The sequence below is a fragment of the Pseudomonas sp. NPDC090752 genome (assembly GCF_055584805.1).
Genome location: NZ_JBVJLI010000002.1, coordinates 333,130 through 357,865 on the forward strand (window position 1 = coordinate 333,130; position 24,736 = coordinate 357,865).

Below are 24,736 nucleotides of genomic sequence, written 5' to 3' on the forward strand. Positions count from 1 at the left end.
GACGACAGACGAGCTGAATTTATCACTGGTCCGAAGCAGATGGGGCGGTTTAGACGAGAAGCCAGCGATCGCAGGAGCGGATGAGACCGACCTCCCCGCCTCCTGCGACAGTTTTAATTATCCTGCGACAGTTTTAATTCTCTAAATCCATCATGGACTTCCAACCTCAGTGCTTTATTCCACAGTCACTGACTTCGCCAAGTTACGCGGCTGGTCAACGTCAGTCCCCTTCAATACTGCCACGTAGTACGACAGCAGCTGCAGCGGAATGGTGTACAGAATCGGCGCCAGTGCATCACTGATGTGCGGCACCTTGATCACATGAGTGCCTTCGCCATTGCTCATGCCGGCATGCTCGTCGGCGAACACCACCAACTCACCGCCACGGGCGCGGACTTCCTGCAGGTTCGACTTGAGCTTTTCCAATAGCTCGTTGTTCGGCGCCACGGTCACCACCGGCATGTCGTTATCCACAAGCGCAAGCGGGCCGTGCTTGAGCTCACCGGCCGGGTAGGCCTCCGCGTGGATGTAGGAAATCTCCTTGAGCTTGAGCGCACCTTCCATCGCTACCGGGTACTGCGCGCCACGACCGAGGAACAGGGTGTGGTGCTTGTCGGCAAACAGCTCGGCGACCTTCTCGACGGTGCGGTCCATGGCCAATGCTTCGCCCAGACGGGCCGGCAAGCGACGCAGTTCTTCGACCAGCTCGGCTTCGACACCGGCTTCGAGGGTACCGCGCACCTGGCCCAGCGCCAGGGTCAGCAGCATCAGCGATACCAACTGGGTGGTGAACGCCTTGGTCGAGGCTACGCCAATTTCCGGGCCGGCCAGGGTCAGCAGCGTCAGGTCGGACTCGCGCACCAGCGAGCTGATGCCTACGTTGCAGATCGCCAGGCTGCCGAGGAAGCCGAGCTCCTTGGCGTTGCGCAGGGCCGCCAGGGTATCGGCGGTCTCGCCGGACTGGGAGATCGAGACGAACAGAGTGTCCGGCTGCACCACCACCTTGCGGTAGCGAAACTCGCTGGCGACTTCGACCTGGCACGGGATTCCGGCCAGGCTTTCCAGCCAATAACGGGCGACCATACCGGCGTGATAGCTGGTACCACAGGCAACGATCTGCACATTACGAACTTTGGCGAACAGGTCGGCGGCCTGTGGACCGAACGCCTGGACCAACACATGGTCCTTGCCCAGGCGGCCTTCCAGCGTGCGTTGGACCACGGACGGCTGCTCATGAATCTCCTTGAGCATGAAGTGGCGATATTTGCCCTTGTCGGCCGCTTCGGCACCTTCATGGTACTGCACGGTTTCACGTTGAACAGGGTTGCCGGCCTGGTCCCAGATTTTCACCTGGTCACGGCGGATCTCGGCGATGTCGCCCTCCTCCAGGTACATGAAGCGGTCGGTGACCTGACGCAGTGCCAACTGGTCGGACGCCAGGAAGTTCTCGCCATGGCCAAGGCCGATTACCAGCGGGCTGCCACTGCGCGCGGCAACCAGGCGATCAGGCTGTTTCACGCTGATCAGCGCCAGGCCATAAGCGCCATGGAGGCGCTTGACCGCAGCCTTGAGTGCATCGGCCAGGTCCGGGATGGTTTTGAGGGTGTGGTGGATCAGGTGGACAATGACCTCGGTATCGGTCTGCGAGGCGAACACGTAACCCAGGCCTTTGAGCTCTTCACGCAGCGCTTCGTGGTTTTCGATGATGCCGTTGTGCACCACTGCCACTTCATTGCCCGAGAAATGCGGGTGTGCGTTGCCTTCGGTCGGTGCGCCATGGGTGGCCCAGCGGGTGTGGGCAATGCCCAACTGGCCGACCAGCGGATCGGCGGCATTGGCAGCTTCCAGTTCGGCAACCTTGCCGATGCGGCGGCGGCGCTGCAGTTCACCTTGCTGTGTGTAAACCGCCAGGCCGGCGCTGTCGTAGCCACGGTACTCAAGACGCTTGAGGCCTTCGATAAGGATGGCGGTGATGTTGCGCTCGGCGACGGCGCCTACGATTCCACACATGATTATTGCTCCTGGCTGATCGCGGCACAGATCAGGTTGATGCCGCGGGCTTGAATGTGTTCGCGTGCCGCCAAGGGCAGGCGTTCGTCGGTAATAAGGGTAGTGACGCTGCCCCAGGGCAGCTCAAGATTGGGGATCTTGCGCCCGACCTTGTCGGACTCGACCATCACGATCACTTCGCGGGCCACCTCGGCCATGACCCGGCTCAGGCCCAGCAGTTCATTGAAGGTGGTGGTGCCGCGGTTCAGGTCGATACCATCGGCACCAATGAACAGCTGGTCGAAATCGTATGAGCGTAATACCTGCTCGGCCACCTGGCCCTGGAACGATTCTGAGTGCGGGTCCCAAGTGCCGCCGGTCATCAGCAACACCGGCTCGTGCTCCAGCTCGCTGATGGCGCGTGCCACGTTCAGCGAATTGGTCATCACCACCAGGCCCGGCTGACGACCCAGTTCAGGGATCATGGCCGCGGTGGTGCTGCCGCTGTCAATGATGATCCGGGCGTGCTCGCGAATACGGCCGACGGCGGCACGAGCGATGGCTTTCTTGTAGGAAGAAACCGGCAGTGCGGTTTCGCCAAGCATCTCTTGCGGCACCGGCACGGCACCGCCGTAGCGACGCAGCAGCAGGCCATTGGCCTCCAGGGCTGCAAGGTCTTTGCGAATGGTGACTTCCGAGGTTTCGAAGCGCTTGGCCAACGCGTCCACACTGACCTCGCCCTGCTCGCTGAGCAGCGCCAGGATGTTGTGGCGGCGTTGAGGCGTATTTCGTTTCGACATGAGCTATTAAGTTTCGATTCGAAAGATAATGATTGCAATCAAAACCTAAGATGGCGGTTGCGTCAAGGTCGCAGATCGGAAATTTGGCCTGTGCATAATGTGTAACCACAAAAAAGCCGACTTATTCACATAGGTCGGCTTTGGTCACTAAGGCTGTGAATAACTCAGTTTTTCTTGATTTTCTCAGGCCTCTTCCAGCCGGAGATATTACGCTGACGAGCTCGAGCCACGGCCAGATCACCCGCATCGACCGCCTGGGTAATGGTGGAACCAGCAGCCGTCGTGGCACCCGCTTTTATTTCCACAGGTGCCACCAGCGAGTTGTTCGAGCCGATGAACACATCCTCGCCCATCACGGTCTTGAACTTGTTCGCGCCATCGTAGTTGCAGGTGATGGTGCCAGCGCCGATGTTGGTACGGGCACCGATCTCGGCGTCGCCCAAGTAGGTCAGGTGGCCGGCTTTGGCGCCTTCGCCAAGATGGGCGTTCTTCAGTTCGACAAAGTTACCCACATGGGCCTTGGCATCGAGCACGCTGCCCGGGCGCAGGCGGGCAAACGGGCCGGCATCGCTGCCCTCGCCCATTACCGCGCCTTCAATATGGCTGTTGGCCTTGATCACCGCACCTTTGCGCAGGGTGCTGTCTTTGATCACACAGTTTGGGCCAATCTGCACGTCGTCCTCAATGACCACCTTGCCTTCGAGAATCACGTTGATATCGATCAGTACGTCGCGACCAACGGTAATTTCACCGCGCACATCGAAGCGCGCCGGATCACGCAGGGTTACACCCTGGGCCATCAGACGACGGCCTTCGCGCAGTTGGTAGTGGCGTTCGAGTTCAGACAGCTGGCGACGGTCGTTGGCGCCCTGCACTTCCATCGGGTCGTGCGGTTGCTCGGTGGCGACCACCAAGCCATCGGCGACTGCCATGGCGATGACATCGGTCAGGTAGTACTCACCCTGGGCGTTATTGTTCGACAACCGGCCCATCCAGTCGGCCAGACGCGCGGCAGGCAGAGCCAGAATGCCGGTGTTACCTTCCTTGATCGCCTTCTGCGCTTCGCTGGCGTCTTTATGCTCCACGATCGCGATCACCTGGCCCTTGGCGTCACGTACGATGCGCCCATAGCCGGTCGGATCTTGCAGGGTAACGGTGAGCAGTCCCAACTGCTGCTCGCTGACCTGGGTCAGCAGGCGCTGCAAGGTTTCAACTTCAATCAGCGGTACATCGCCGTACAGTACCAACACGGTGTCGGCAGTGATTGCCGGCAGCGCCTGGGCAACCGCATGGCCAGTCCCCAGCTGCTTGTCCTGCAGGACGAAATTCAGGTCGTCGGCAGCCAGGCGCTCACGGACCTGCTCAGCACCATGACCGATCACCACATGGATTCCTTGCGGCTTAAGCTGGCGCGCAGTGTGGATAACATGGCCGAGCATGGAGTTGCCGGCCACCGGGTGGAGTACCTTGGGCAGCGCTGAACGCATGCGGGTACCTTGGCCGGCGGCGAGAATAACGATATCGAGCGACATTGACTGGCTACCAATCCTGGGCGGTCAGTGTTATGACCGTGGGGAATTCTGAAAAAGAAAAAGGGTAGCCGAGGCTACCCTTTTTCTCAATCGCAACAGCAGTGATCAGCCGGGGCCGATTACTTGCCTTTGCGCATTTGCTGGACGGTACGCAGCTGAGCTGCGGCCTCGGCCAGACGTGCGGCGGCGGCGCCGTAATCGAAGTCCGCGCCTTTCAGATTCAGGGCGTTCTCAGCAGCCTTGAGGGCTTCCTGAGCCTGCGCTTCATCCAGGTCTGCAGCACGTTGCACGGTATCGGCAAGCACCTTGACCATGTTCGGCTGAACCTCGAGGAAACCACCAGAGATGTAGAACACCTCTTGTGCGCCACCCTGCTTGGTCAGCGTGATCGGACCTGGCTTCAGATTGGTGATCAGCGGCGCGTGGCCTGGAGCGATACCAAGATCACCCAGGTTACCGTGCGCAACCACCATCTCGACCAGACCGGAGAAAATTTCTCCTTCCGCGCTGACGATATCGCAATGGACTGTCATAGCCATCTGCTTGCCTCAACCTGATAGCGCCCCTTGCGGGGCGCAGGAATTACAGTTTCTTGGCTTTCTCGATCGCTTCGTCGATGCTGCCGACCATGTAGAACGCTTGTTCTGGCAGGTGGTCGTAGTCACCTTTGAGGATGCCGCTGAAGCCAGCGATGGTGTCTTTCAGGGAAACGTACTTGCCTGGCGAACCGGTGAAGACTTCGGCCACGAAGAACGGCTGCGACAGGAAGCGCTGGATCTTACGAGCGCGGGCTACCAGTTGCTTGTCGCTTTCGGACAGTTCGTCCATACCCAGGATCGCGATGATGTCCTTCAGCTCTTTGTAGCGCTGCAGAACATACTGAACGCCACGAGCGGTCTCGTAGTGCTCGTTGCCGATCACGTTCGGGTCCAGCTGGCGCGAAGTCGAGTCGAGTGGGTCGACCGCTGGGTAGATACCCAGGGAGGCGATGTCACGGGACAGAACGACGGTGGCGTCCAAGTGGGCGAAGGTGGTCGCTGGCGACGGGTCGGTCAAGTCGTCCGCAGGTACGTATACGGCCTGAACGGAGGTGATCGAACCTTCCTTGGTGGAGGTGATGCGCTCTTGCAGAACGCCCATCTCTTCAGCCAGGGTCGGCTGGTAACCTACTGCCGAAGGCATACGGCCCAGCAGTGCGGATACTTCGGTACCGGCCAGGGTGTAACGATAGATGTTGTCGACGAACAGCAGAACGTCGTTACCTTCGTCACGGAACTTCTCAGCCATGGTCAGGCCGGTCAGCGCTACGCGCAGACGGTTTCCTGGTGGCTCGTTCATCTGACCGTAGACCAGCGCTACCTTGTCGAGAACGTTGGAGTCCTTCATCTCGTGGTAGAAGTCGTTACCCTCACGAGTACGCTCACCCACACCCGCGAACACGGAGTAACCACTGTGTTCCATGGCGATGTTACGGATCAGTTCCATCATGTTTACGGTCTTGCCGACACCGGCACCACCGAACAGACCAACCTTACCACCCTTGGCGAACGGGCAAACCAGGTCGATAACCTTGATGCCGGTTTCCAGCAGGTCGTTGCCGCCTGCCTGGTCAGCGAACGAAGGCGCTGGCTGGTGGATACCGCGACGCTCTTCTTCACCGATCGGGCCGGCTTCGTCGATCGGGTTGCCCAGTACGTCCATGATACGGCCCAGGGTGGCCTTACCAACAGGAACGGAAATGGCAGCACCGGTGTCGACAACATCCAGACCGCGCTTCAGGCCTTCGGTCGAGCCCATCGCAATGGTACGAACCACGCCGTCGCCCAGCTGCTGCTGAACTTCCAGAGTGGTTTCCGCGCCTTGTACTTTCAGCGCGTTGTATACACTCGGCACGACGTCACGTGGGAATTCCACGTCGATGACGGCGCCGATGATTTGAACGATACGTCCGCTACTCATAGCTGGATCCTCTGAATTTTTGAACCGTTAAACCGCGGCAGCGCCGCCGACGATTTCCGAGATCTCCTGGGTGATCGCAGCCTGACGCGCCTTGTTGTAGATCAACTGAAGCTCTTTGATCAAATCACCGGCGTTGTCTGTGGCGTTCTTCATGGCGATCATCCGGGCCGCTTGTTCAGCAGCGTTGTTCTCGACCACCGCCTGGTAGACCTGCGACTCCACGTAACGCACCATCAAGCCGTCCAGCAGCTCTTTTGCGTCGGGTTCGTACAGGTAGTCCCAGTGGTGCTTGAGTTCCTGATCCGGGGTTGCCACCAACGGTACCAATTGCTCGACCGTCGGTTGTTGGGTCATGGTGTTGATGAACTTGTTCGAAACCACCGAAAGGCGATCGATACGGCCGTCCAGGTAGGCGTCCAGCATCACTTTGACGGAGCCGATCAGATCGTTGATCGATGGCTCTTCGCCCAAGTGGCTGATCGCGGCTACAACGTTGCCGCCAAAGATGCGGAAGAAAGTCGCACCTTTGCTGCCGATCACGCACAGGTCGATTTCCACGCCCTGTTCGCGGTTTGCGCTCATGTCCTTGACCAGGGCCTTGAACAGGTTGGTATTCAAGCCACCGCACAGACCACGGTCACTGCTCACCACGATATAACCGGCGCGCTTTACAGGGCGCTCGATCATGAACGGGTGGCGGTATTCCGGGTTGGCGTTGGCCAGATGACCGATCACCTGGCGGATACGCTCCGCGTAAGGACGGCTAGCAGCCATGCGCATTTGTGCCCTGCGCATCTTGCTGACCGCCACTTTCTCCATGGCGCTGGTAATTTTTTGCGTGCTTTTGATGCTCGCAATCTTACTGCGAATCTCTTTTGCGCCTGCCATGTATCACCTATCAGGTTAGCAAGCGGGGGCCAGGGCCCCCGCTGCGGCTTACCAGGTCTGGGTGGCCTTGAACTTCTCGATACCGGCTTTCAGGCCAGCGTCGATTTCGTCGTTGAAGTCACCCTTCACGTTGATCTTCGCCAGCAATTCGGCGTGATCACGGTTGAAGTAGGCGATCAGCGCTTGCTCGAAGCTACCGACCTTGGAGACTTCTACGTCAGTCAGGAAACCACGCTCAGCGGCATACAGCGACAGGGCCATGTCCGCGATGGACATCGGCGCGTACTGCTTCTGCTTCATCAGCTCGGTTACGCGCTGACCATGCTCCAGCTGCTTGCGGGTCGCTTCGTCCAGATCGGACGCGAACTGGGCGAATGCAGCCAGTTCACGGTACTGAGCCAGAGCGGTACGAATACCACCGGACAGCTTCTTGATGATCTTGGTCTGAGCGGCACCACCTACGCGGGATACCGAAACACCGGCGTTCACTGCAGGGCGGATGCCCGAGTTGAACATGGCCGATTCCAGGAAGATCTGACCGTCGGTGATCGAGATCACGTTGGTCGGAACGAACGCAGAAACGTCGCCAGCCTGGGTTTCGATGATCGGCAGCGCGGTCAGGGAACCGGTTTTGCCCGTTACAGCACCGTTGGTGAACTTCTCTACGTACTCTTCGGAAACGCGCGATGCACGCTCCAGCAGACGGGAGTGGAGATAGAACACGTCGCCTGGGTACGCTTCACGTCCTGGTGGACGGCGCAGCAGCAGGGAGATCTGACGGTAGGCAACGGCCTGCTTGGACAGGTCATCGTAAACGATCAGTGCGTCTTCACCGCGGTCACGGAAGAACTCGCCCATGGTGCAACCGGCGTATGGCGCCAGGAATTGCAGTGCGGCGGATTCCGAAGCACTGGCAACCACCACGATGGTGTTGGCCAGGGCGCCGTTTTCTTCCAGCTTGCGAACGATGTTGGCAACGGTGGAACGCTTCTGGCCGACAGCAACATACACACAGAAAATACCGGAGTCTTTCTGGTTGATGATGGCGTCGATGGCCATGGCGGTCTTGCCGATCTGACGGTCACCGATGATCAGCTCACGCTGGCCACGGCCGACAGGGATCATGGCGTCGACGGATTTGTAGCCAGTCTGTACAGGCTGGTCTACCGACTTACGCCAGATCACGCCTGGAGCCACTTTCTCGACCGCGTCGGTCTGGGTGTTGCCCAGAGGACCTTTGCCGTCGATCGGATTGCCCAGTGCGTCGACGACGCGACCCAGCAGTTCCTTACCAACCGGAACTTCCAGGATGCGGCCGGTGCACTTGGCGCTCATGCCTTCGGCGAGGGTGTCATAGGCACCCAGGATCACTGCACCGACGGAGTCTTGCTCCAGGTTCAGAGCCATGCCGTAGACGCCGCCAGGGAACTCGATCATTTCGCCGTACATGACGTCGGCCAGACCGTGGATCCGCACGATACCGTCGGATACCGAAACAACGGTACCTTCGTTACGGGCTTGGGAGCTCACATCGAGGTTGTCGATGCGGCCCTTGATGATTTCACTAATTTCGGAAGGATTGAGTTGCTGCATTGCTCTGCTGCCCCTTCAAACTCAAGATTTCAATGCTTCGGCCAGTTTCGCGATTTTGCCGCGAACAGAGCCATCGATTACCAGGTCACCAGCGCGGATGACGACGCCACCAATCAGGCTGGCATCCTCCGACGCGTGCAGGCGCACTTCCTGGCCTAACCGTGCACTGAGAACCTTGGCGAGTTTGTCTTGCTGTTCTTGGTTCAACGCAAAAGCACTGGTGACTTCCACGTCCACGGATTTCTCTTGCTCGGCCTTGTACAGGTCGAACAGAGCGGCAATCTCCGGCAACAGCAGGAGACGGTCGTTTTCCGCGGCAACATGAATGAAATTCTGTGCCTGTGCATTGAACTTGTCACCGCACACGTCAATGAACGTGGCGGCCTTTTCTGCGCTCGTCAGTCGCGGGGCCTTGAGCAGGCGCTGCATGGTGTCGTCTTGCGACACCGCAGCAGCCAGGCCGAGCATGGCTGACCAATTGGCCAGTTGCTGATGGGCCTGGGCATGCTCAAAGGCAGCCTTAGCGTAAGGTCGGGCCAACGTGGTCAGTTCTGCCATGATCGCCCTCGCTTAAATTTCAGCGGCCAGTTTGTTAACCAGCTCCGCATGCGCGTTTTGATCGATTGTGGCGCCAAGGATCTTTTCAGCACCGCCAACGGCCAGGGCACCCACTTGGGCACGCAGGGCGTCTTTAGCGCTGTTCAGTTCCTGTTCGATCTCGGCCAGAGCCTGAGCTTTCACACGGTCAGCTTCGACGCGGGCCTGTTCACGGGCTTCCTCGACAAGCTGAGCAGCGCGTTTCTTGCTTTGCTCAATGATTTCGGCTGCCTGTGCTTTAGCTTCACGCAGTTGCTGACCCACTTTCTCTTGGGCCAGCTCCAGGTCGCGAGCTGCGCGGTTGGCAGCGTCCAAGCCGTCGGCAATCTTCTTTTGGCGCTCTTGCAGAGCAGTGATGACCGGAGGCCATACGTACTTCATGCAGAAGAGTACAAAAATCAGGAAAGCAACGGATTGGCCAATCAGGGTTGCATTAATGTTCACGCCAACACCTCGCTCGGTCTTAATTCATACAGCCATCAACTCGTGGTGACGAGTGATTAGCCGGCGATCTGACCAACGAACGGATTCGCGAAGGTGAAGAACAGAGCGATACCAACACCGATCATGGTTACGGCGTCGAGCAGACCGGCAACGATGAACATTTTGACCTGCAGCATCGGAACCATCTCAGGCTGACGAGCAGCACCTTCCAGGAATTTGCCGCCCAGCAGGCCGAAACCAATGGCGGTACCCAGAGCACCCAGGCCGATCAGCAGAGCAACAGCGATAGCGGTCAGACCAACTACAGTTTCCATCTTTCCTCCCGACTTTTACGTCGTATTGGTTAGGTTTTTAGTTTGAAGCGGTAAAACAAATCGTTTGGAACAGCTGCCCTTGCGGACTTTTTAAGCCCTCCCCCAAACGAGCGGGGAAGGCTATCAGACACGCCAGGCGGTCTTAATGGTTATCTTCGTGAGCCATCGACAGGTAGACGATGGTCAGCATCATGAAGATGAAAGCTTGCAGGGTGATGATCAGGATGTGGAACACAGCCCACGCCCATTGCAGCACCACACCCAGGCCGCTGAGCCACAGCAGGCCGGAGCCGAACATTACAGCGATCAGGATGAACACCAGCTCGCCGGCATACATGTTGCCGAACAGACGCAGTGCCAGCGAGATCGGCTTGGCGATCAGGGTGACGAATTCCAGCAGGAAGTTCACCGGGATCAGCAGGATCTGCACGAAGATGTTCTTGCTGCCGAACGGGTGCAGGGTCAGCTCACCGATGAAGCCGCCCAGGCCCTTGACCTTGATGCTGTAGAAGATGATCAGGGCGAACACGCTGAAGGCCATGGCCAGGGTCGCGTTCGGGTCGGTGGTCGACACAGCGCGGAACGGAATGTGCGGGTCACCGGAGATCAGGATGGCCAGCTGAGGAATCCAGTCGACCGGTACCAGGTCGACGGCGTTCATCAGGAAGACCCAGACGAAGATGGTGAGCGCCAGCGGAGCGATCACCGGGCTGCGGCCGTGGAAGGAGTCCTTCACGCTGCCGTGGACGAAATCGACCATCACTTCGACGAAGTTCTGCAGGCCGCCAGGCTGGCCGGAAGTCGCCTTCTTCGCCGCCATGCGGAAGATGAACAGGAAGATCAGACCCAGCGCGACGGACCAACCCAGGGTGTCCACGTGGAACGCCCAGAAGCCCATTGCCTTGGCTTCTGCAGCCGAATGGGCAAAGCCCCAGCTGCCGTCTGGTAATTGACCATAGGTCAGGTTCTGCAAGTGGTGCTGGATATAACCCGAAGCGGTTTCTTCTGCCATGGTTGCCTCAAACGCCCTAAGGTCTCGAATGTCTTTTATTCATCAGCAGGGGCGCAAACCAGCTGACCATAAGGGTCAGCACGAAGACGCCGAATACTGCCAACGGCGCCAATGGCTTCACTCCTGCAAAGGTCAGTGCAAACAGCACTGCCGTCAAAATCATCTTGCCAGCCTCGCCTGCGTAGAACGACTTGACGATGGCTTGTGCCGCCCGGGCTCCGCTGAAGCGAAAAGCCTTCCAGGCGAAATACATATTGGGCAGCCAGGCAATCAAACCTCCGCAGAGACCTGAATATCCACTGACCGCACCTTTCCACTGCCACAACACCAGGGTTGCCAGCAGCAGTACGACAAATTGAGCCAACAGTACCGGAAAAACTGCCCAGCGATGGAAAGGCAGGCGGTTTGGCGTGCGGATTTCCATCAAAACTGCTCCTCGGAAGTCGACCAACAAGTCAGTATCGACTTGGCATAATTTGTGCCGACAAAATGCGCGCAGAGTATAGGGGTGGATTAACCCCTATTCAACTCTTCGGTAGTGATTTCCGACTGCGCGCTACAACGGGAATTGTTTCAGCGGATGTGAGCAAGCACGCCTTGCAACTCGTCAAGCGAGTTGTAACGAATAACCAACTGGCCTTTTCCCTTGTTGCCGTGACGTATCTGCACCGGGGAGCCCAGGCGCTCTGCGAGCCGCTGTTCAAGGCGTTCGATATCCGGATCAGGTTTGCTCGCTTCGACCGGCTCAGGTTTGCCACTGAGCCACTGGCGCACCAGTGCCTCGGTTTGGCGCACAGTGAGGCCGCGTGCGACAACATGACGCGCCCCCTCTTCCTGTCGATCTTCTTCCAAACCGAGCAACGCACGGGCATGGCCCATTTCCAGATCGCCGTGGGCGAGCATGGTCTTGATCGCTTCAGGCAGCGAGATCAGGCGCAGCAGGTTGGCCACGGTCACCCGCGACTTGCCCACTGCGTCGGCGACCTGTTGCTGAGTAAGCTCGAACTCCTGCTGCAAGCGCTGCAGCGCCAGGGCCTCTTCCAGCGGATTGAGGTCTTCACGCTGGATGTTCTCGATCAGCGCCATGGCGATGGCGGCTTCGTCCGGGACTTCGCGGACCATTGCCGGCACGGTGTCCAGGCCAGCCTGCTGAGTGGCGCGCCAACGGCGCTCACCGGCAATGATCTCGTAGCGGTTGCCATCGATCGGGCGGACCACGATCGGTTGCATCACGCCGTGGGTGCGGATCGAGTGCGCGAGTTCTTCCAGGGCTTCTGGATCCATGTCGCGGCGCGGTTGGTATTTACCACGCTGGATCAGCTCGACCGGAAGGTGTTGCAGTTCTTTCTGGTCGATCTTCACAGCCTGCTCTTCGAGCGCGCTGACGGAAGGACCACTGAGCAGTGCATCCAACCCACGTCCGAGACCTCGTTTCTTGACGGCCATACGGATTCCTTAAGTTGTTTGTGCAGTGCGTGATGGACGACGCTGACGGCGGACCAGTTCCCCGGCCAGGGCCAGGTAGGCAAGTGCGCCGCGCGATTGCTTGTCGTACGCCAGGGCCGGCATGCCGAAGCTCGGTGCCTCGGCCAGACGAATGTTGCGCGGAATGACCGTGTCGTACAGCTGCTCGCCGAAATGCTCCTTGAGCTGCGCCGAAACATCGTTGTTCAGGCTCAGGCGCGGGTCGTACATGGTCCGCAGCAGGCCTTCGATCTTCAACTCGGGATTCAGACGAGCGGCAATCCGCTTGATGTTATCCACAAGGTCGCTGAGACCTTCCAGTGCGTAATACTCGCACTGCATCGGGATAATCACGCCATCGGAGGCAACCAGGGCGTTGAGCGTCAGCATCGACAGCGACGGTGGGCAGTCGATGAGGATGAAGTCGTAGTTCTCGCGGATCGGCGCCAGGGCATTACGCAGGCGGCTCTCCTTGACCTGCATTTCCAGCAGCACCACTTCCGCGGCAGTCAGGTCGCGGTTGGCCGGCAACAGCTGGAAGCCACCGTGCTCGGAGTAGTGCATGGCCTGGGCAAGGTCGCATTCCCCGATCAGCAGGTCGTAGACCGAGTGCTCGAGTTCATGTTTGTCGACACCGCTGCCCATGGTGGCGTTGCCCTGCGGATCGAGGTCGATCAGCAGCACACGACGCTTGGTCGCAGCCAGCGATGCGGCGAGATTGATACAGGTGGTGGTTTTACCCACGCCACCTTTCTGGTTCGCGATTGCGAATACCTTAGCCATTGTTGCGTGTGTTCCCAGTCATGCCTTGCGGCGCAGTATCAGCAGATGGCGCTGGCCCTGGCAACCCGGAACGGTCAGGGCCTGCTCGCTTTCCACTGTGAAGTCTGCGGGCAATGCTACCAGTTCATCGGCAGGATGCAGCCCCTTCATTGCAAGCCATTGCGTCCCGGTGTCGCCCAAGTGGCGGGTCCAGTTGGTGAAGTTCTCCATGCTGCTGAAGGCACGGGAGATGATGCCGCTGAATGGCTTCGGTGGCTGGAAGGCCTCGACCCGGCTGTGGATAACCGTGAGGTTGTCCAGCTGCAGCTCCATTTTCACCTGGGTCAGGAAGCGGGTCTTCTTGCCATTGGCGTCCAGCACCGTCACCTGCTTGTGCGGATGCAGAATAGCCAAGGGAATACCCGGCATGCCACCGCCGCTGCCGACATCCAGCCAGCTGTCACGCGCGCTGTGGATAAATTCCATGATGCTGAGGCTATCGAGCAGATGGCGTGAAACCATCTCGTCCGGATCGCGCACGGCGGTCAGGTTGTAGGCTTTGTTCCATTTGATCAACAGGGCCAGGTAACCCAGCAGCCGTTCCTGCTGCTCGGCAGTCAGCTCGACTCCGAGCTGACGCGCACCTGTGGACAACTCTTCTGCGTGTTGCGGGGTGACCAGGGAACTCAAGCGCTTTGCTCCAATTCGCGGCCAGCGCCGCGTTTTTTCAGATGAATCAGCAACAGGGAAATCGCCGCCGGCGTAACGCCAGGGATGCGCGAAGCCTGGCCCAGGGTTTCCGGGCGGGTCTGGCCGAGCTTGCCTTGGATCTCCTTGGAGAGGCCGGAAATCGTCGTGTAGTCGATATCCACAGGCAGGCGAGTGTCTTCGCTGGCACGCAGGCGAGCGATCTCATCCTGCTGACGGTCGATGTATCCGGCGTACTTGGTCTTGATTTCGACCTGTTCGGCGACCTGTGGATCGATTTCATCACCGCCTGTCGCCTCGATCAGCCCCGCGTAGTCAATCTCCGGGCGTGCCAGCAGGTTGAGCAGGCTGTATTCGTGGCTCAGTGGCGTACCGAACTTATCCACAATGGCCTGGCCTTGCGGGGTGTTCGGGCGTACCCAGGTCGACTTCAGCCGTTGTTCCTCACGTTCGATGCCGTCGCGCTTGGCGCAGAACGCTGCCCAACGTTGATCGTCGATCAGGCCAAGCTCTCGGCCTTTCTCGGTCAGGCGCAGGTCGGCGTTGTCTTCGCGCAGGATCAGCCGGTATTCGGCGCGCGAAGTGAACATGCGGTACGGCTCTTGGGTTCCCAGGGTAATCAGGTCGTCGACCAGTACCCCGATGTACGCCTCGTCACGGCGTGGGCACCAGCTTTCGCGACCCTGCGCGCGCAGCGCGGCGTTGGTCCCGGCCAGCAGGCCTTGCGCACCGGCTTCTTCGTAGCCGGTAGTGCCATTGATCTGGCCGGCGAAGAACAGGCCGTCGATGACTTTGGTTTCGAGGCTGTACTTGAGGTCACGCGGGTCGAAGTAGTCGTACTCGATGGCATAGCCCGGGCGCACGATGTGGGCGTTTTCCATGCCGCGGATCGAGCGCACCAGTTCCAGTTGCACGTCAAACGGCAGCGAAGTGGAAATGCCGTTGGGGTAGAGCTCGTGGGTGGTCAAGCCTTCCGGCTCGATGAACACCTGGTGGCTTTGCTTGTCGGCGAAGCGATGGATCTTGTCTTCGATCGACGGGCAGTAGCGCGGGCCGACACCTTCAATGACGCCCGAGTACATCGGCGAACGGTCGAGGTTCGAAGCGATGATGTCGTGAGTGCGCGCGTTGGTGTGGGTGATCCAGCAGCTGACCTGGCGCGGGTGCATCGCGGCATTGCCCATGAACGACATGACCGGGATCGGTGTATCGCCCGGTTGTTCGGTCATCACCGAAAAGTCCACCGAGCGCCCGTCGATACGGGGCGGAGTACCGGTTTTCAAGCGGCCGACGCGCAGCGGCAGTTCACGCATGCGGTGGGCCAGGGCAATCGACGGCGGATCACCAGCACGACCGCCGGAATGATTCTGCAGACCTATGTGGATAAGGCCACCGAGGAACGTACCGGTGGTCAGCACCACGGAATCGGCGAAGAAGCGCAGACCCATTTGTGTAACCACGCCCTTGACCTGGTCCTGCTCGACGATGAGGTCATCACAGGACTGCTGGAATATCCACAGGTTGGGCTGGTTTTCCAGGATCTCGCGCACCACCGCCTTGTAGATGGCGCGGTCAGCCTGCGCACGGGTGGCACGTACGGCTGGGCCCTTGCGATTGTTCAGTACGCGGAACTGAATGCCGCTCTTGTCGGTGGCCAGTGCCATCGCACCGCCGAGCGCATCGATCTCTTTGACCAGATGGCTTTTGCCGATGCCACCGATCGCGGGGTTGCAACTCATGTGACCGAGGGTTTCCACGTTGTGGGTCAGCAGCAGGGTTTTCACACCCATGCGAGCAGACGCAAGCGCAGCCTCGGTACCGGCATGGCCGCCGCCGATGACGATCACTTCAAAACGGGAAGGGAAATCCACCACGCACCTCGTGCCTGTTTTTGCGAATAGAGAAGGTAAGCCGACAAGTATAGGGACTTCACCCCCTCTAAAGAAACCTTTTGCGCAAATTTTGACCAGGCTGTGGATGAGTGGCTGGCAATAGAAATCAGAGAGTAGAAATTTAAAAAGCTTTGTTTTTATGTTTATTCTTATGCACACCTGTTTCTGTGGATAAGGTGCTGTATCCCTCTATTTACGCTGTGTAGAGAAAAATTAAACCCTGTGTCTGGAGTACCATGAGGGCTCTGGATAACGCCATTTAGCCTGTGGATGAAATGCAGATTTACCCACAGGCCGGTTTGTCCTCAGAAAAAAAGCAGGGTTATCAACGGAGCCTATGGCGAGTTTTCCACAGGGCTCCTGAGTACAGATTTACGCCGGTCACTCAAATTTCAGGCAAAAAAAAGCCGCCCCCAATGGGAGCGGCTGTGGATGGTTTACTTAAAACTATTTGCCGATACAGAAACTGGAGAAGATCCGTCCCAGCAGGTCATCAGAGCTGAAGGCCCCGGTGATCTCAGCCAATGCCTGCTGCGCTTGGCGCAGGTCTTCGGCCAACAGCTCGCCGGCACCTGCCAAAGTCAATTGTGCGCGACCGTGCTCCAGATGAGTACTGGCCTGGCGCAGGGCGTCCAGATGCCGCCTACGGGCGCTGAAACCGCTCTCAGCAGTCTGTTCATAGCCCATGCAGGCTTTGAGGTGATCCCGCAACAGCTGCAAGCCCTGGTCATCGCCCTTGGCACTCAGGGTGATCGTCACATGACCGTCATCGCATTGTTCCAGCGCAACCTGCTCGCCACTGAGATCGGCCTTGTTGCGAATCAGCGTAACCTTCGCCGGGTCCGGCCGTTGGTCGAGAAACTCGGGCCAGAGTGCGAATGGGTCGCTTGCCTCCGGCGCCGTGGAGTCGACTACCAGCAATACTCGGTCGGCCTCGCCGATAGCTTTGAGCGCACGTTCCACACCGATCTTTTCCACATGATCATCGGTATCGCGCAAACCGGCGGTATCGACCACATGCAGCGGCATGCCATCAATGTGAATATGTTCACGCAGAATATCCCGGGTGGTGCCGGCGATGTCGGTGACAATGGCCGCTTCACGCCCGGCCAGGGTATTGAGCAGGCTCGATTTGCCCGCATTCGGCCTCCCGGCGATTACCACTGTCATACCGTCGCGCAACAGTGCGCCCTGCCCAGCTTCGCGCTGCACGGTGGATAACTCGGCGCGAACCGTATCGAGCATCGACAGCACATGGCCATCGGCGAGGAAGTCGATTTCCTCCTCCGGGAAGTCGATGGCTGCCTCGACGTAGATACGCAACGCGATCAGCGCTTCGGTCAGGCTGTGTACACGTTTTGAAAATTCGCCCTGCAGCGAGCGCAAGGCATTACGTGCGGCCTGGCTGGAACTGGCCTCGATCAGGTCGGCGATGGCTTCGGCCTGGGCCAGGTCGAGCTTGTCGTTGAGGAATGCCCGCTCGCTGAACTCCCCTGGGCGGGCCAAGCGACAGCCGACCTGCACGCAGCGCTGCAGCAGCATGTCCAGAACTACCGGGCCACCATGCCCCTGCAACTCGAGCACATCTTCGCCAGTGAACGAGTTCGGCCCAGGGAAGAACAGCGCGATGCCTTCATCCAGCACCAGCCCTTCCTGGTCGCGGAACGGGCCGTAGTGGGCATGGCGCGGGGTCAGCGTGCGGCCGGTAATAAGCTGGCCAGCCTCGGCTGCCAGTGGCCCGGACAGCCTGATGATGCCGACGCCCCCGCGACCTTGGGCGGTAGCGATGGCGGCAATGGTTTCACGCACAGTGTTCATGCTCGAAAGCCTCTACGACAAAACGACAGATAGCAAAAACGCCCCCGAGGGGGCGTTTTTATTCACAGGCTAGCGCAGTAGCCCGTCAAGCAGCAGCTTTTTTCGTCGCTGCTTCGATACGGCGGGTGATGTACCACTGCTGCGAAATCGACAGGCAGTTGTTCACAACCCAGTACAGCACCAGGCCAGCCGGGAACCACAGGAAGAAGAAGGTGAAGATGATCGGCATCATTTTCATCACCTTGGCCTGCATCGGATCCGGCGGCGTCGGGTTCAAGCGCTGCTGAATGAACATGGTGGCGCCCATGATGATCGGCAGGATGAAGAACGGATCCTTGATCGACAGGTCGGTGATCCACAGCATCCATGGGGCCTGGCGCATTTCCACGCTTTCCAGCAGTACCCAGTACAGGGCCAGGAACACCGGCATCTGCACCAGGATCGGCAGGCAGCCGCCCAGTGGGTTGATCTTCTCTTTCTTGTACAGCTCCATCATCGCCTGGGACATCTTCTGGCGATCGTCACCGAAGCGTTCCTTCAGTGCGGCGAGCTTCGGCGCAACGGCACGCATACGCGCCATCGAGCGGTAGCTGGCGGCCGACAGCGGGAAGAACAAGCCCTTGATGAGCATGGTCAGGACGATGATCGACCAGCCCCAGTTACCCAGCAGACTGTGGATATGTTGCAGCAGCCAGAAGATCGGCTGGGCAATGAACCACAGGAAGCCGTAGTCGACGGTCAGTTCCAGGCCTGGGGACAACTCTTTGAGCTTGGACTGAATTTTCGGACCGGCATACAACATGGCACTGGTTTCGACCTTGCCGCCCGCAGGCACGCTGAGGGTTGGGCCGGTGTAACCGATGATGTAATTGCCTTGGCTATCCTTGCGGGTCTGGACAACGTTGTTGTCCGATTTTGCAGGGATCCAGGCCGTCACGAAGTAGTGCTGCAGCCAGGCAACCCAGCCGCCAGACACATTTTCTTTCAAACTACCCTTGTCGATGTCCTTCATCGACACCTTCTTATACGGCTCACCGGCTGTCCACAGGGCTGCGCCCAGGTAGGTGGCAGTGCCGGTCGCCGTGCTCGAAGACGGATCGCCGCTGGCGTCACGCTTGAGCTGGGCAAACATGTTGCCGCTCCAGGCTTGAGCGCTCTGGTTGTCGATCAGGTAGCTGACGTTCAGGTCGTACTCACCGCGCTTGAAGCTGAAGCGCTTGATGTAGTTGACGCCGTTGTCGCTGAACTTCAGGTCGACGACCAGTTGTTCCTGGCCATCGGCCAGCTGGAAGGACTTCTGCTCCGCGGCGTACAGAGGACGACCGGTGGAACGTGCATCCGGGCCGTTGGCGCCGGTCAGGCCGCTCTGGGCCAGGTAAACACGCTCGCCACCGTTGTCGAACAGCTGGAACGGAATGTCCGGATGATCCTGACGTCGTGGGTACTTCGGCAGATTCAGCTGGACGATGTCACCACCGACTGGATCGATAGCCAGTTCCAGGACATCGGTCTTGACCCGGATCAGATCCTTGCTGAGTGCAACGGGTGCCAGTTCGGCAGCGTTGGACTCGCCGTTGGCGCTCGGTACATCGGCGCTGGCGCCGTTGTTGGCAGCGGGTACGCCATCGGGCAGGCCCGGAGCAACGGTGCTGGCAGCAGTATTCTGAGTCGGCAGGGCAGCCTGGCCGTAGTCATCGTTCCACTTCAGGACCATGACGTAGGACACGATTGCCAGCGCGGCGATCAGGATCGTGCGTTTAATATCCATGATTACTCGGCTATCGAAGAAGTTCGGGAGGAAGGCGTGGGGGGAACGGGATCGAAACCGCCGTCGTTCCACGGATGACAACGCCCCAGGCGACGAACGGTTAGCCACCCGCCACGCAAGAGGCCATGTGTTTCGATGGCTTCCAACGCATAACAGGAGCAACTGGGGTAGAAACGACAGTGGTTGGCCATCAGGGGACTGATGGCGTAACGGTAAAACTGGATCGGAACGAGGGCCAGTTTACGCATTTTGACTGTCTACCCCTGCGGAATTGGCATCTGCCACTGGAGTAGGCCGGCTGCGCGCCAGGCGTTTCCAGAGCTTGCCAAAATGTTGGTGCAATTCCGGGTTTTCTATCTCACCCAATCCCTTGCGCGCGACGATCACTATGTCCAGGCCAGCGAGCAGGTGCTGGTGCAGACGGAAGGAATCGCGCATCAAGCGCTTGAGGCGATTGCGTTGAACGGCGAGCTTGACGCTCTTCTTGCCGATCACCAAGCCAAGGCGTGGGTGATCGAGTCCGTTCTCGCGAGCAAGGATCAGCAGGTTTTTCCCTGGAACCTTGCCGGTTGGGGAGTCGAAGACCGCTTTGAAGTGCCGGGGTGTAAGCAGTCGCTTTTCCCGACTGAAGTCCTGACTCACCACCTGTGCCGAAAAATCAAATGGCCAGACGCTTACGGCCTTTGGCACGACGACGCGACAGAACAGCACGGCCGTTCTTGGTAGCCATACGGGCACGGAAGCCGTGGGTGCGAGCGCGCTTGATGGTGCTTGGTTGGAAAGTACGTTTCATGGCGTTGTTACCTGGGTTTGTCGACAACGGGCCGGAATGGCCCCCTTTTTAAGAGATCGGCGATTCTAGAGAAAGCAAGCCGATAGGTCAATTTCCAACCAGTCTTTCCTTATGGATGGTTTCCCTGGGCGAGATGCTCTGGCGATCGAATGGGCGGTGCTTGATCGTGCAGGCATAAGGACGACAAAATGAAAAAAAAAGAAGAGACATATAAAAAGCTTTTCTGAAGAACTTATAACTCTTAAGTGGATAACTGTCTGTGGATAACATCGTGTAGCCCTCTATTTTCGCCGTGTACAGAGGTTTGAAACCTTGTCCACAACCGGTGCTGCGCTTGTGTCGTTCGTGAATATAGCCTGTGGATTAAAAGGCTGATTATCCACAGGCGAGTTATCAACAAGGCTCGGCCCAGGGTTGTGCATAGCCCTTATGTGTGGTTATCCACAGAGCTTATTCACACCAACCAAGAGGCTTTTTGGCCGCTAAATGGCTGTTTTGTCACGGGTCGAAATGTTTCCACATGTGGATAACTGATCGCTCGACCGGTACAATGGCGGTTTGTTTTTGCCTCATCCGGCTTTCAAACTCAGGGGATATCCGTGTCAGTGGAACTTTGGCAGCAGTGCGTGGAGCTTCTGCGCGATGAACTGCCTGCCCAGCAATTCAACACCTGGATCCGTCCGCTACAGGTCGAAGCCGAAGGCGACGAGTTGCGCGTGTATGCGCCTAACCGATTCGTTCTCGATTGGGTGAATGAAAAGTACCTTGGCCGTCTGCTCGAACTGTTGGGTGAGCACGGCACCGGCATTGCGCCTGCCCTTTCCTTATTAATAGGCAGCCGTCGCAGCTCTGCACCACGGGCTGCACCGAATGCACCGGTCAGCGCAGCAATGGCCGCGTCCCTAGCCCAGAATCACGCGCAGCCAGCCGCTGTGCAGGTTTCGGCTGTCGCAGATTCAGTCTCGTCTCCGGTTGCCGAGGTGGTTCAGGTCAACGATTCGGCGCAAACCTCCCCGCATGACGGCTACGATTCGCTGGCGGATAGCGCGCCGGCACCTGTTGTGGCTCCAGGTCGTACTGAACAGCGCAACGTTCAGGTTGAGGGGGCGCTCAAGCACACCAGCTACCTGAACCGCACCTTCACCTTTGAAACCTTCGTTGAAGGCAAGTCGAACCAATTGGCCCGGGCCGCTGCCTGGCAGGTGGCCGACAATCCCAAGCATGGCTACAACCCACTGTTCCTTTATGGCGGCGTGGGCTTGGGCAAGACGCACTTGATGCATGCTGTGGGTAACCACCTGCTGAAGAAAAATCCGAATGCCAAGGTCGTGTACTTGCATTCCGAGCGCTTCGTCGCCGACATGGTCAAGGCGCTGCAGCTCAACGCCATCAACGAATTCAAGCGCTTCTACCGTTCGGTCGATGCGTTGCTGATCGATGACATCCAGTTCTTCGCCCGCAAGGAGCGCTCGCAGGAAGAGTTTTTCCACACCTTCAACGCCCTGCTTGAAGGTGGTCAGCAGGTAATTCTCACCAGCGACCGCTACCCGAAAGAAATCGAAGGCCTGGAAGAGCGCTTGAAGTCGCGTTTCGGCTGGGGTTTGACGGTGGCCGTGGAGCCGCCGGAACTGGAAACCCGCGTGGCGATCCTGATGAAGAAGGCCGACCAGGCCAAGGTCGAACTGCCACACGATGCAGCGTTCTTCATCGCCCAGCGGATTCGCTCCAACGTGCGTGAGCTCGAAGGTGCATTGAAGCGGGTTATCGCCCACTCGCACTTCATGGGCCGCGACATCACCATCGAGCTGATTCGCGAATCGCTTAAAGACCTGCTGGCGCTGCAAGACAAGCTGGTGAGTGTGGATAACATTCAGCGCACGGTCGCTGAGTACTACAAGATCAAGATCTCGGATCTGTTGTCCAAGCGTCGTTCGCGCTCTGTTGCACGCCCACGTCAGGTAGCCATGGCGTTGTCTAAAGAGCTGACCAACCACAGTCTGCCAGAGATCGGCGACATGTTTGGTGGCCGTGACCACACCACCGTGCTGCACGCCTGCCGTAAGATCAACGAATTGAAGGAATCCGACGCGGACATCCGCGAGGACTACAAGAACCTGCTGCGGACACTGACCACCTGATGGCCGCCAGCGCAGTTAATTGAAGGCAAGGGACTAGACCATGCATTTCACCATTCAACGCGAAGCCCTGTTGAAACCCCTGCAACTGGTCGCCGGTGTCGTCGAGCGCCGTCAGACCTTGCCGGTCCTGTCCAACGTACTGCTGGTCGTGCAAGGCCAGCAGCTGTCGTTGACCGGTACCGACCTGGAAGTCGAACTGGTAGGCCGCGTGCAGTTGGAAGAGCCAGCTGAGCCGGGCGAGATTACTGTTCCTGCGCGCAAGCTGATGGACATCTGCAAGAGCCTGCCGAACGACGTCCTGATCGATATCAAGGTCGATGAGCAGAAGCTGTTGGTCAAAGCCGGCCGTAGCCGTTTTACCCTGTCGACCCTTCCTGCCAACGATTTCCCTACTGTGGAAGAAGGCCCGGGTTCGCTGACCTGCAACCTGGAGCAGAGCAAACTGCGTCGCTTGATCGAGCGTACCAGCTTCGCCATGGCCCAGCAGGACGTGCGTTACTACCTCAACGGCATGCTGCTGGAAGTGTCGCGCAATACGCTGCGAGCAGTTTCCACCGACGGGCACCGCCTGGCCCTGTGCTCGATGAGTGCAGCCATCGAACAGGATGAACGTCACCAGGTCATCGTGCCGCGTAAGGGTATCCTCGAATTGGCGCGCCTGCTGACCGATCCGGAAGGAATGGTCAGCATCGTTCTGGGCCAGCATCACATTCGTGCGACAACTGGCGAGTTCACGTTCACCTCGAAATTGGTCGACGGCAAATTCCCCGACTACGAGCGTGTACTGCCCAAGGGTGGCGACAAGCTGGTGATCGGTGATCGTCAGGCACTGCGTGAAGCGTTCAGCCGTACCGCGATTCTGTCCAACGAGAAGTATCGCGGTATCCGCCTGCAACTGGCGGCCGGTCAGCTGAAGATTCAGGCGAACAACCCAGAGCAGGAAGAAGCTGAAGAAGAGATCAGCGTGGAATATGACGGCAGCTCGTTGGAGATTGGCTTCAACGTCAGTTACCTGCTGGATGTCTTGGGCGTGATGACTACAGAGCAGGTGCGTCTGATTCTGTCCGACTCCAACAGCAGTGCGCTGCTGCAGGAAGCCGGTAATGACGACTCGTCCTACGTTGTCATGCCGATGCGCCTGTAACCGTAGCAGGCGAAATGTCCCTTCGACGGATCATGGTCACCGCGGTGCGAAATCTGCACCCGGTGACTCTCTCACCCTCCCCCCGCATTAACATCCTCTATGGCGCCAACGGCAGCGGCAAGACCAGCGTGCTGGAGGCCGTGCACCTGCTTGGCCTGGCCAGGTCGTTTCGCAGTACCCGGTTGAACCCGGTCATTCAATACGATCAAGCGGCATGCACGGTGTTTGGCGAAGTACAGCTGGCTGAAGGCGGCACCAGCAACCTGGGTGTTTCCCGTGAGCGGGCCGGCGATTTCACCATTCGCATCGACGGGCAGAACGCCAAGAGTGCCGCGCAGTTGGCAGAACTGCTACCCCTGCAACTGATCAACCCCGACAGTTTCCGCTTGCTGGAAGGTGCCCCAAAAATTCGGCGGCAGTTCCTCGATTGGGGAGTGTTCCACGTGGAACCTCGCTTCATGCCAGCCTGGCAACGGCTGCAGAAGGCATTGCGACAGCGGAACTCATGGTTGCGGCATGGTACACTTGACCCAGCTTCGCAAGCCGCCTGGGACCGGGAATTGTGCCTGGCCAGCGCGGAAATAGATGAATACCGTCGCAACTATATCAAGGCCTTGAAGCCCGTCTTCGAGCAAACCCTGAGCGAACTGGTCGAGCTGGACGGGTTGACCCTTAGCTACTATCGAGGCTGGGACAAGGACCGGGAACTCAACGAAGTACTCGCCTCCTCTCTCCTTCGCGATCAGCAGATGGGCCACACCCAGGCCGGCCCGCAGCGTGCTGATCTGCGTCTTCGTTTGGCTGCCAATAACGCGGCCGACATTCTGTCGCGTGGTCAGCAAAAGTTGGTGGTGTGTGCATTGCGCATTGCCCAAGGCCATCTCGTTAACCAGGCTCGCCGCGGTCACTGTATTTATCTCGTGGATGACTTGCCGTCCGAGCTGGATGATAAGCATCGCCGCGCATTGTGCCGCTTGCTTGAAGAATTACGCTGCCAGGTGTTCATCACCTGTGTAGATCAAGAATTACTGAGGGAAGGCTGGCAAACGGAAACGCCAGTTGCTTTGTTCCACGTGGAACAGGGCTGTATCACCCAGACCCACGACCATCGGGAGTGAAGG

General features: G+C 58.7%; 24 protein-coding genes. 3 read left to right on the forward strand and 21 right to left on the reverse strand.

All coding sequences use genetic code 11. The features are described from left to right. Positions 1–174: 174 nt before the first annotated feature. From glmS to rpmH, 21 genes are all read right to left on the reverse strand, one after another. Positions 175–2,010, reverse strand: coding sequence for a glutamine--fructose-6-phosphate transaminase (isomerizing) (glmS, locus tag ACZ6YA_RS04530; RefSeq protein ID WP_465895768.1), 1,836 nt, complete (start codon positions 2,008–2,010; stop codon positions 175–177). A gap of 2 nt (positions 2,011–2,012) precedes the next feature. After that, positions 2,013–2,789: a DeoR/GlpR family DNA-binding transcription regulator gene (locus ACZ6YA_RS04535; RefSeq protein ID WP_465895769.1), complete on the reverse strand. Its 777-nt coding sequence runs from the start codon at positions 2,787–2,789 to the stop codon at positions 2,013–2,015. A 164-nt stretch (positions 2,790–2,953) separates the two neighbouring features. After that, positions 2,954–4,321 carry a bifunctional UDP-N-acetylglucosamine diphosphorylase/glucosamine-1-phosphate N-acetyltransferase GlmU gene (gene glmU, locus ACZ6YA_RS04540; protein WP_465895771.1) on the reverse strand — a complete coding sequence of 456 codons (1,368 nt, stop codon included), beginning with the start codon at positions 4,319–4,321 and terminating at the stop codon, positions 2,954–2,956. Positions 4,322–4,440: 119 nt separating this feature from the next. Further along, the gene (locus ACZ6YA_RS04545) at positions 4,441–4,860 is read right to left on the reverse strand and encodes a F0F1 ATP synthase subunit epsilon (protein ID WP_016489909.1); all 420 of its coding nucleotides are present in this window, start codon (positions 4,858–4,860) and stop codon (positions 4,441–4,443) included. 43 nt (positions 4,861–4,903) lie between these two features. Continuing rightward, positions 4,904–6,280: a F0F1 ATP synthase subunit beta gene (atpD, locus tag ACZ6YA_RS04550; RefSeq protein WP_009684662.1), complete on the reverse strand. Its 1,377-nt coding sequence runs from the start codon at positions 6,278–6,280 to the stop codon at positions 4,904–4,906. Between the two features lie 27 nt (positions 6,281–6,307). Beyond that, a complete protein-coding gene (gene atpG, locus ACZ6YA_RS04555) occupies positions 6,308–7,168 on the reverse strand; it encodes a F0F1 ATP synthase subunit gamma (RefSeq protein ID WP_172287441.1) in 861 nt (286 codons plus the stop codon). A 48-nt stretch (positions 7,169–7,216) separates the two neighbouring features. Next, entirely contained in the window at positions 7,217–8,761 is a 1,545-nt protein-coding gene (atpA, locus tag ACZ6YA_RS04560; protein WP_400804319.1) for a F0F1 ATP synthase subunit alpha, read from the reverse strand. Between the two features lie 21 nt (positions 8,762–8,782). Further along, positions 8,783–9,319 carry a F0F1 ATP synthase subunit delta gene (locus ACZ6YA_RS04565; RefSeq protein ID WP_003253191.1) on the reverse strand — a complete coding sequence of 179 codons (537 nt, stop codon included), beginning with the start codon at positions 9,317–9,319 and terminating at the stop codon, positions 8,783–8,785. Between the two features lie 12 nt (positions 9,320–9,331). Beyond that, on the reverse strand, positions 9,332–9,802 hold the full coding sequence (locus ACZ6YA_RS04570; RefSeq protein WP_254482375.1) for a F0F1 ATP synthase subunit B: 471 nt from the start codon (positions 9,800–9,802) through the stop codon (positions 9,332–9,334). A 56-nt stretch (positions 9,803–9,858) separates the two neighbouring features. Further along, positions 9,859–10,116, reverse strand: a complete 258-nt coding sequence (gene atpE, locus ACZ6YA_RS04575; protein ID WP_003097235.1) for a F0F1 ATP synthase subunit C — start codon at positions 10,114–10,116, stop codon at positions 9,859–9,861. A gap of 142 nt (positions 10,117–10,258) precedes the next feature. Continuing rightward, on the reverse strand, positions 10,259–11,128 hold the full coding sequence (gene atpB / locus ACZ6YA_RS04580; protein ID WP_465895776.1) for a F0F1 ATP synthase subunit A: 870 nt from the start codon (positions 11,126–11,128) through the stop codon (positions 10,259–10,261). 16 nt (positions 11,129–11,144) lie between these two features. Next, complete coding sequence (locus ACZ6YA_RS04585) at positions 11,145–11,552, reverse strand: F0F1 ATP synthase subunit I (protein ID WP_400804314.1); 408 nt, start codon at positions 11,550–11,552, stop codon at positions 11,145–11,147. Between the two features lie 149 nt (positions 11,553–11,701). Continuing rightward, positions 11,702–12,574 (reverse strand): ParB/RepB/Spo0J family partition protein, encoded by an 873-nt coding sequence (locus ACZ6YA_RS04590; RefSeq protein ID WP_465895777.1) that lies wholly within the window; start codon positions 12,572–12,574, stop codon positions 11,702–11,704. Between the two features lie 9 nt (positions 12,575–12,583). Further along, the gene (locus ACZ6YA_RS04595; protein WP_465895778.1) at positions 12,584–13,375 is read right to left on the reverse strand and encodes a ParA family protein; all 792 of its coding nucleotides are present in this window, start codon (positions 13,373–13,375) and stop codon (positions 12,584–12,586) included. 18 nt (positions 13,376–13,393) lie between these two features. Next, positions 13,394–14,044, reverse strand: coding sequence for a 16S rRNA (guanine(527)-N(7))-methyltransferase RsmG (rsmG, locus tag ACZ6YA_RS04600; RefSeq protein ID WP_465895779.1), 651 nt, complete (start codon positions 14,042–14,044; stop codon positions 13,394–13,396). Beyond that, positions 14,041–15,933: a tRNA uridine-5-carboxymethylaminomethyl(34) synthesis enzyme MnmG gene (mnmG, locus tag ACZ6YA_RS04605; protein ID WP_465895780.1), complete on the reverse strand. Its 1,893-nt coding sequence runs from the start codon at positions 15,931–15,933 to the stop codon at positions 14,041–14,043. The genes rsmG and mnmG overlap by 4 nt, the downstream gene beginning before the upstream one ends. A 468-nt stretch (positions 15,934–16,401) precedes the next feature. Then, entirely contained in the window at positions 16,402–17,772 is a 1,371-nt protein-coding gene (mnmE, locus tag ACZ6YA_RS04610; RefSeq protein ID WP_465895783.1) for a tRNA uridine-5-carboxymethylaminomethyl(34) synthesis GTPase MnmE, read from the reverse strand. An 85-nt stretch (positions 17,773–17,857) separates the two neighbouring features. Continuing rightward, positions 17,858–19,540: a membrane protein insertase YidC gene (gene yidC / locus ACZ6YA_RS04615; protein WP_465895784.1), complete on the reverse strand. Its 1,683-nt coding sequence runs from the start codon at positions 19,538–19,540 to the stop codon at positions 17,858–17,860. Between the two features lie 2 nt (positions 19,541–19,542). Beyond that, the gene (gene yidD, locus ACZ6YA_RS04620; RefSeq protein WP_400804301.1) at positions 19,543–19,788 is read right to left on the reverse strand and encodes a membrane protein insertion efficiency factor YidD; all 246 of its coding nucleotides are present in this window, start codon (positions 19,786–19,788) and stop codon (positions 19,543–19,545) included. Beyond that, positions 19,781–20,185, reverse strand: a complete 405-nt coding sequence (gene rnpA / locus ACZ6YA_RS04625) for a ribonuclease P protein component (RefSeq protein WP_465895932.1) — start codon at positions 20,183–20,185, stop codon at positions 19,781–19,783. The genes yidD and rnpA overlap by 8 nt, the downstream gene beginning before the upstream one ends. 13 nt (positions 20,186–20,198) lie before the next feature. Further along, the gene (gene rpmH / locus ACZ6YA_RS04630) at positions 20,199–20,333 is read right to left on the reverse strand and encodes a 50S ribosomal protein L34 (protein ID WP_003253163.1); all 135 of its coding nucleotides are present in this window, start codon (positions 20,331–20,333) and stop codon (positions 20,199–20,201) included. A gap of 599 nt (positions 20,334–20,932) precedes the next feature. Here rpmH and dnaA point away from each other — a divergent pair. The 3 genes from dnaA to recF are packed head-to-tail and all read left to right on the forward strand — an operon-like array spanning position 20,933 to position 24,733. Beyond that, positions 20,933–22,471 carry a chromosomal replication initiator protein DnaA gene (gene dnaA, locus ACZ6YA_RS04635; RefSeq protein WP_465895787.1) on the forward strand — a complete coding sequence of 513 codons (1,539 nt, stop codon included), beginning with the start codon at positions 20,933–20,935 and terminating at the stop codon, positions 22,469–22,471. 40 nt (positions 22,472–22,511) lie between these two features. Next, entirely contained in the window at positions 22,512–23,615 is a 1,104-nt protein-coding gene (gene dnaN / locus ACZ6YA_RS04640) for a DNA polymerase III subunit beta (RefSeq protein WP_465895788.1), read from the forward strand. 14 nt (positions 23,616–23,629) lie between these two features. Next, a complete protein-coding gene (gene recF / locus ACZ6YA_RS04645; protein ID WP_465895790.1) occupies positions 23,630–24,733 on the forward strand; it encodes a DNA replication/repair protein RecF in 1,104 nt (367 codons plus the stop codon). Positions 24,734–24,736 lie beyond the last annotated feature (3 nt).

Coding starts and splice junctions, on each gene's coding strand:
- ACZ6YA_RS04535 (WP_465895769.1), bottom strand. CDS start 2,789: ATGTCGAAACGAAATACGCCTCAACGCCGCCACAACATCCTGGCGCTG.
- glmU (WP_465895771.1), bottom strand. CDS start 4,321: ATGTCGCTCGATATCGTTATTCTCGCCGCCGGCCAAGGTACCCGCATG.
- ACZ6YA_RS04565 (WP_003253191.1), bottom strand. CDS start 9,319: ATGGCAGAACTGACCACGTTGGCCCGACCTTACGCTAAGGCTGCCTTT.
- ACZ6YA_RS04590 (WP_465895777.1), bottom strand. CDS start 12,574: ATGGCCGTCAAGAAACGAGGTCTCGGACGTGGGTTGGATGCACTGCTC.
- atpB (WP_465895776.1), bottom strand. CDS start 11,128: ATGGCAGAAGAAACCGCTTCGGGTTATATCCAGCACCACTTGCAGAAC.
- mnmE (WP_465895783.1), bottom strand. CDS start 17,772: ATGAACACTGTGCGTGAAACCATTGCCGCCATCGCTACCGCCCAAGGT.
- atpD (WP_009684662.1), bottom strand. CDS start 6,280: ATGAGTAGCGGACGTATCGTTCAAATCATCGGCGCCGTCATCGACGTG.
- ACZ6YA_RS04595 (WP_465895778.1), bottom strand. CDS start 13,375: ATGGCTAAGGTATTCGCAATCGCGAACCAGAAAGGTGGCGTGGGTAAA.
- dnaN (WP_465895788.1), top strand. CDS start 22,512: ATGCATTTCACCATTCAACGCGAAGCCCTGTTGAAACCCCTGCAACTG.
- ACZ6YA_RS04545 (WP_016489909.1), bottom strand. CDS start 4,860: ATGGCTATGACAGTCCATTGCGATATCGTCAGCGCGGAAGGAGAAATT.
- glmS (WP_465895768.1), bottom strand. CDS start 2,010: ATGTGTGGAATCGTAGGCGCCGTCGCCGAGCGCAACATCACCGCCATC.
- atpE (WP_003097235.1), bottom strand. CDS start 10,116: ATGGAAACTGTAGTTGGTCTGACCGCTATCGCTGTTGCTCTGCTGATC.
- yidD (WP_400804301.1), bottom strand. CDS start 19,788: ATGCGTAAACTGGCCCTCGTTCCGATCCAGTTTTACCGTTACGCCATC.
- atpA (WP_400804319.1), bottom strand. CDS start 8,761: ATGCAGCAACTCAATCCTTCCGAAATTAGTGAAATCATCAAGGGCCGC.
- recF (WP_465895790.1), top strand. CDS start 23,630: ATGTCCCTTCGACGGATCATGGTCACCGCGGTGCGAAATCTGCACCCG.
- yidC (WP_465895784.1), bottom strand. CDS start 19,540: ATGGATATTAAACGCACGATCCTGATCGCCGCGCTGGCAATCGTGTCC.
- atpG (WP_172287441.1), bottom strand. CDS start 7,168: ATGGCAGGCGCAAAAGAGATTCGCAGTAAGATTGCGAGCATCAAAAGC.
- ACZ6YA_RS04585 (WP_400804314.1), bottom strand. CDS start 11,552: ATGGAAATCCGCACGCCAAACCGCCTGCCTTTCCATCGCTGGGCAGTT.
- rpmH (WP_003253163.1), bottom strand. CDS start 20,333: ATGAAACGTACTTTCCAACCAAGCACCATCAAGCGCGCTCGCACCCAC.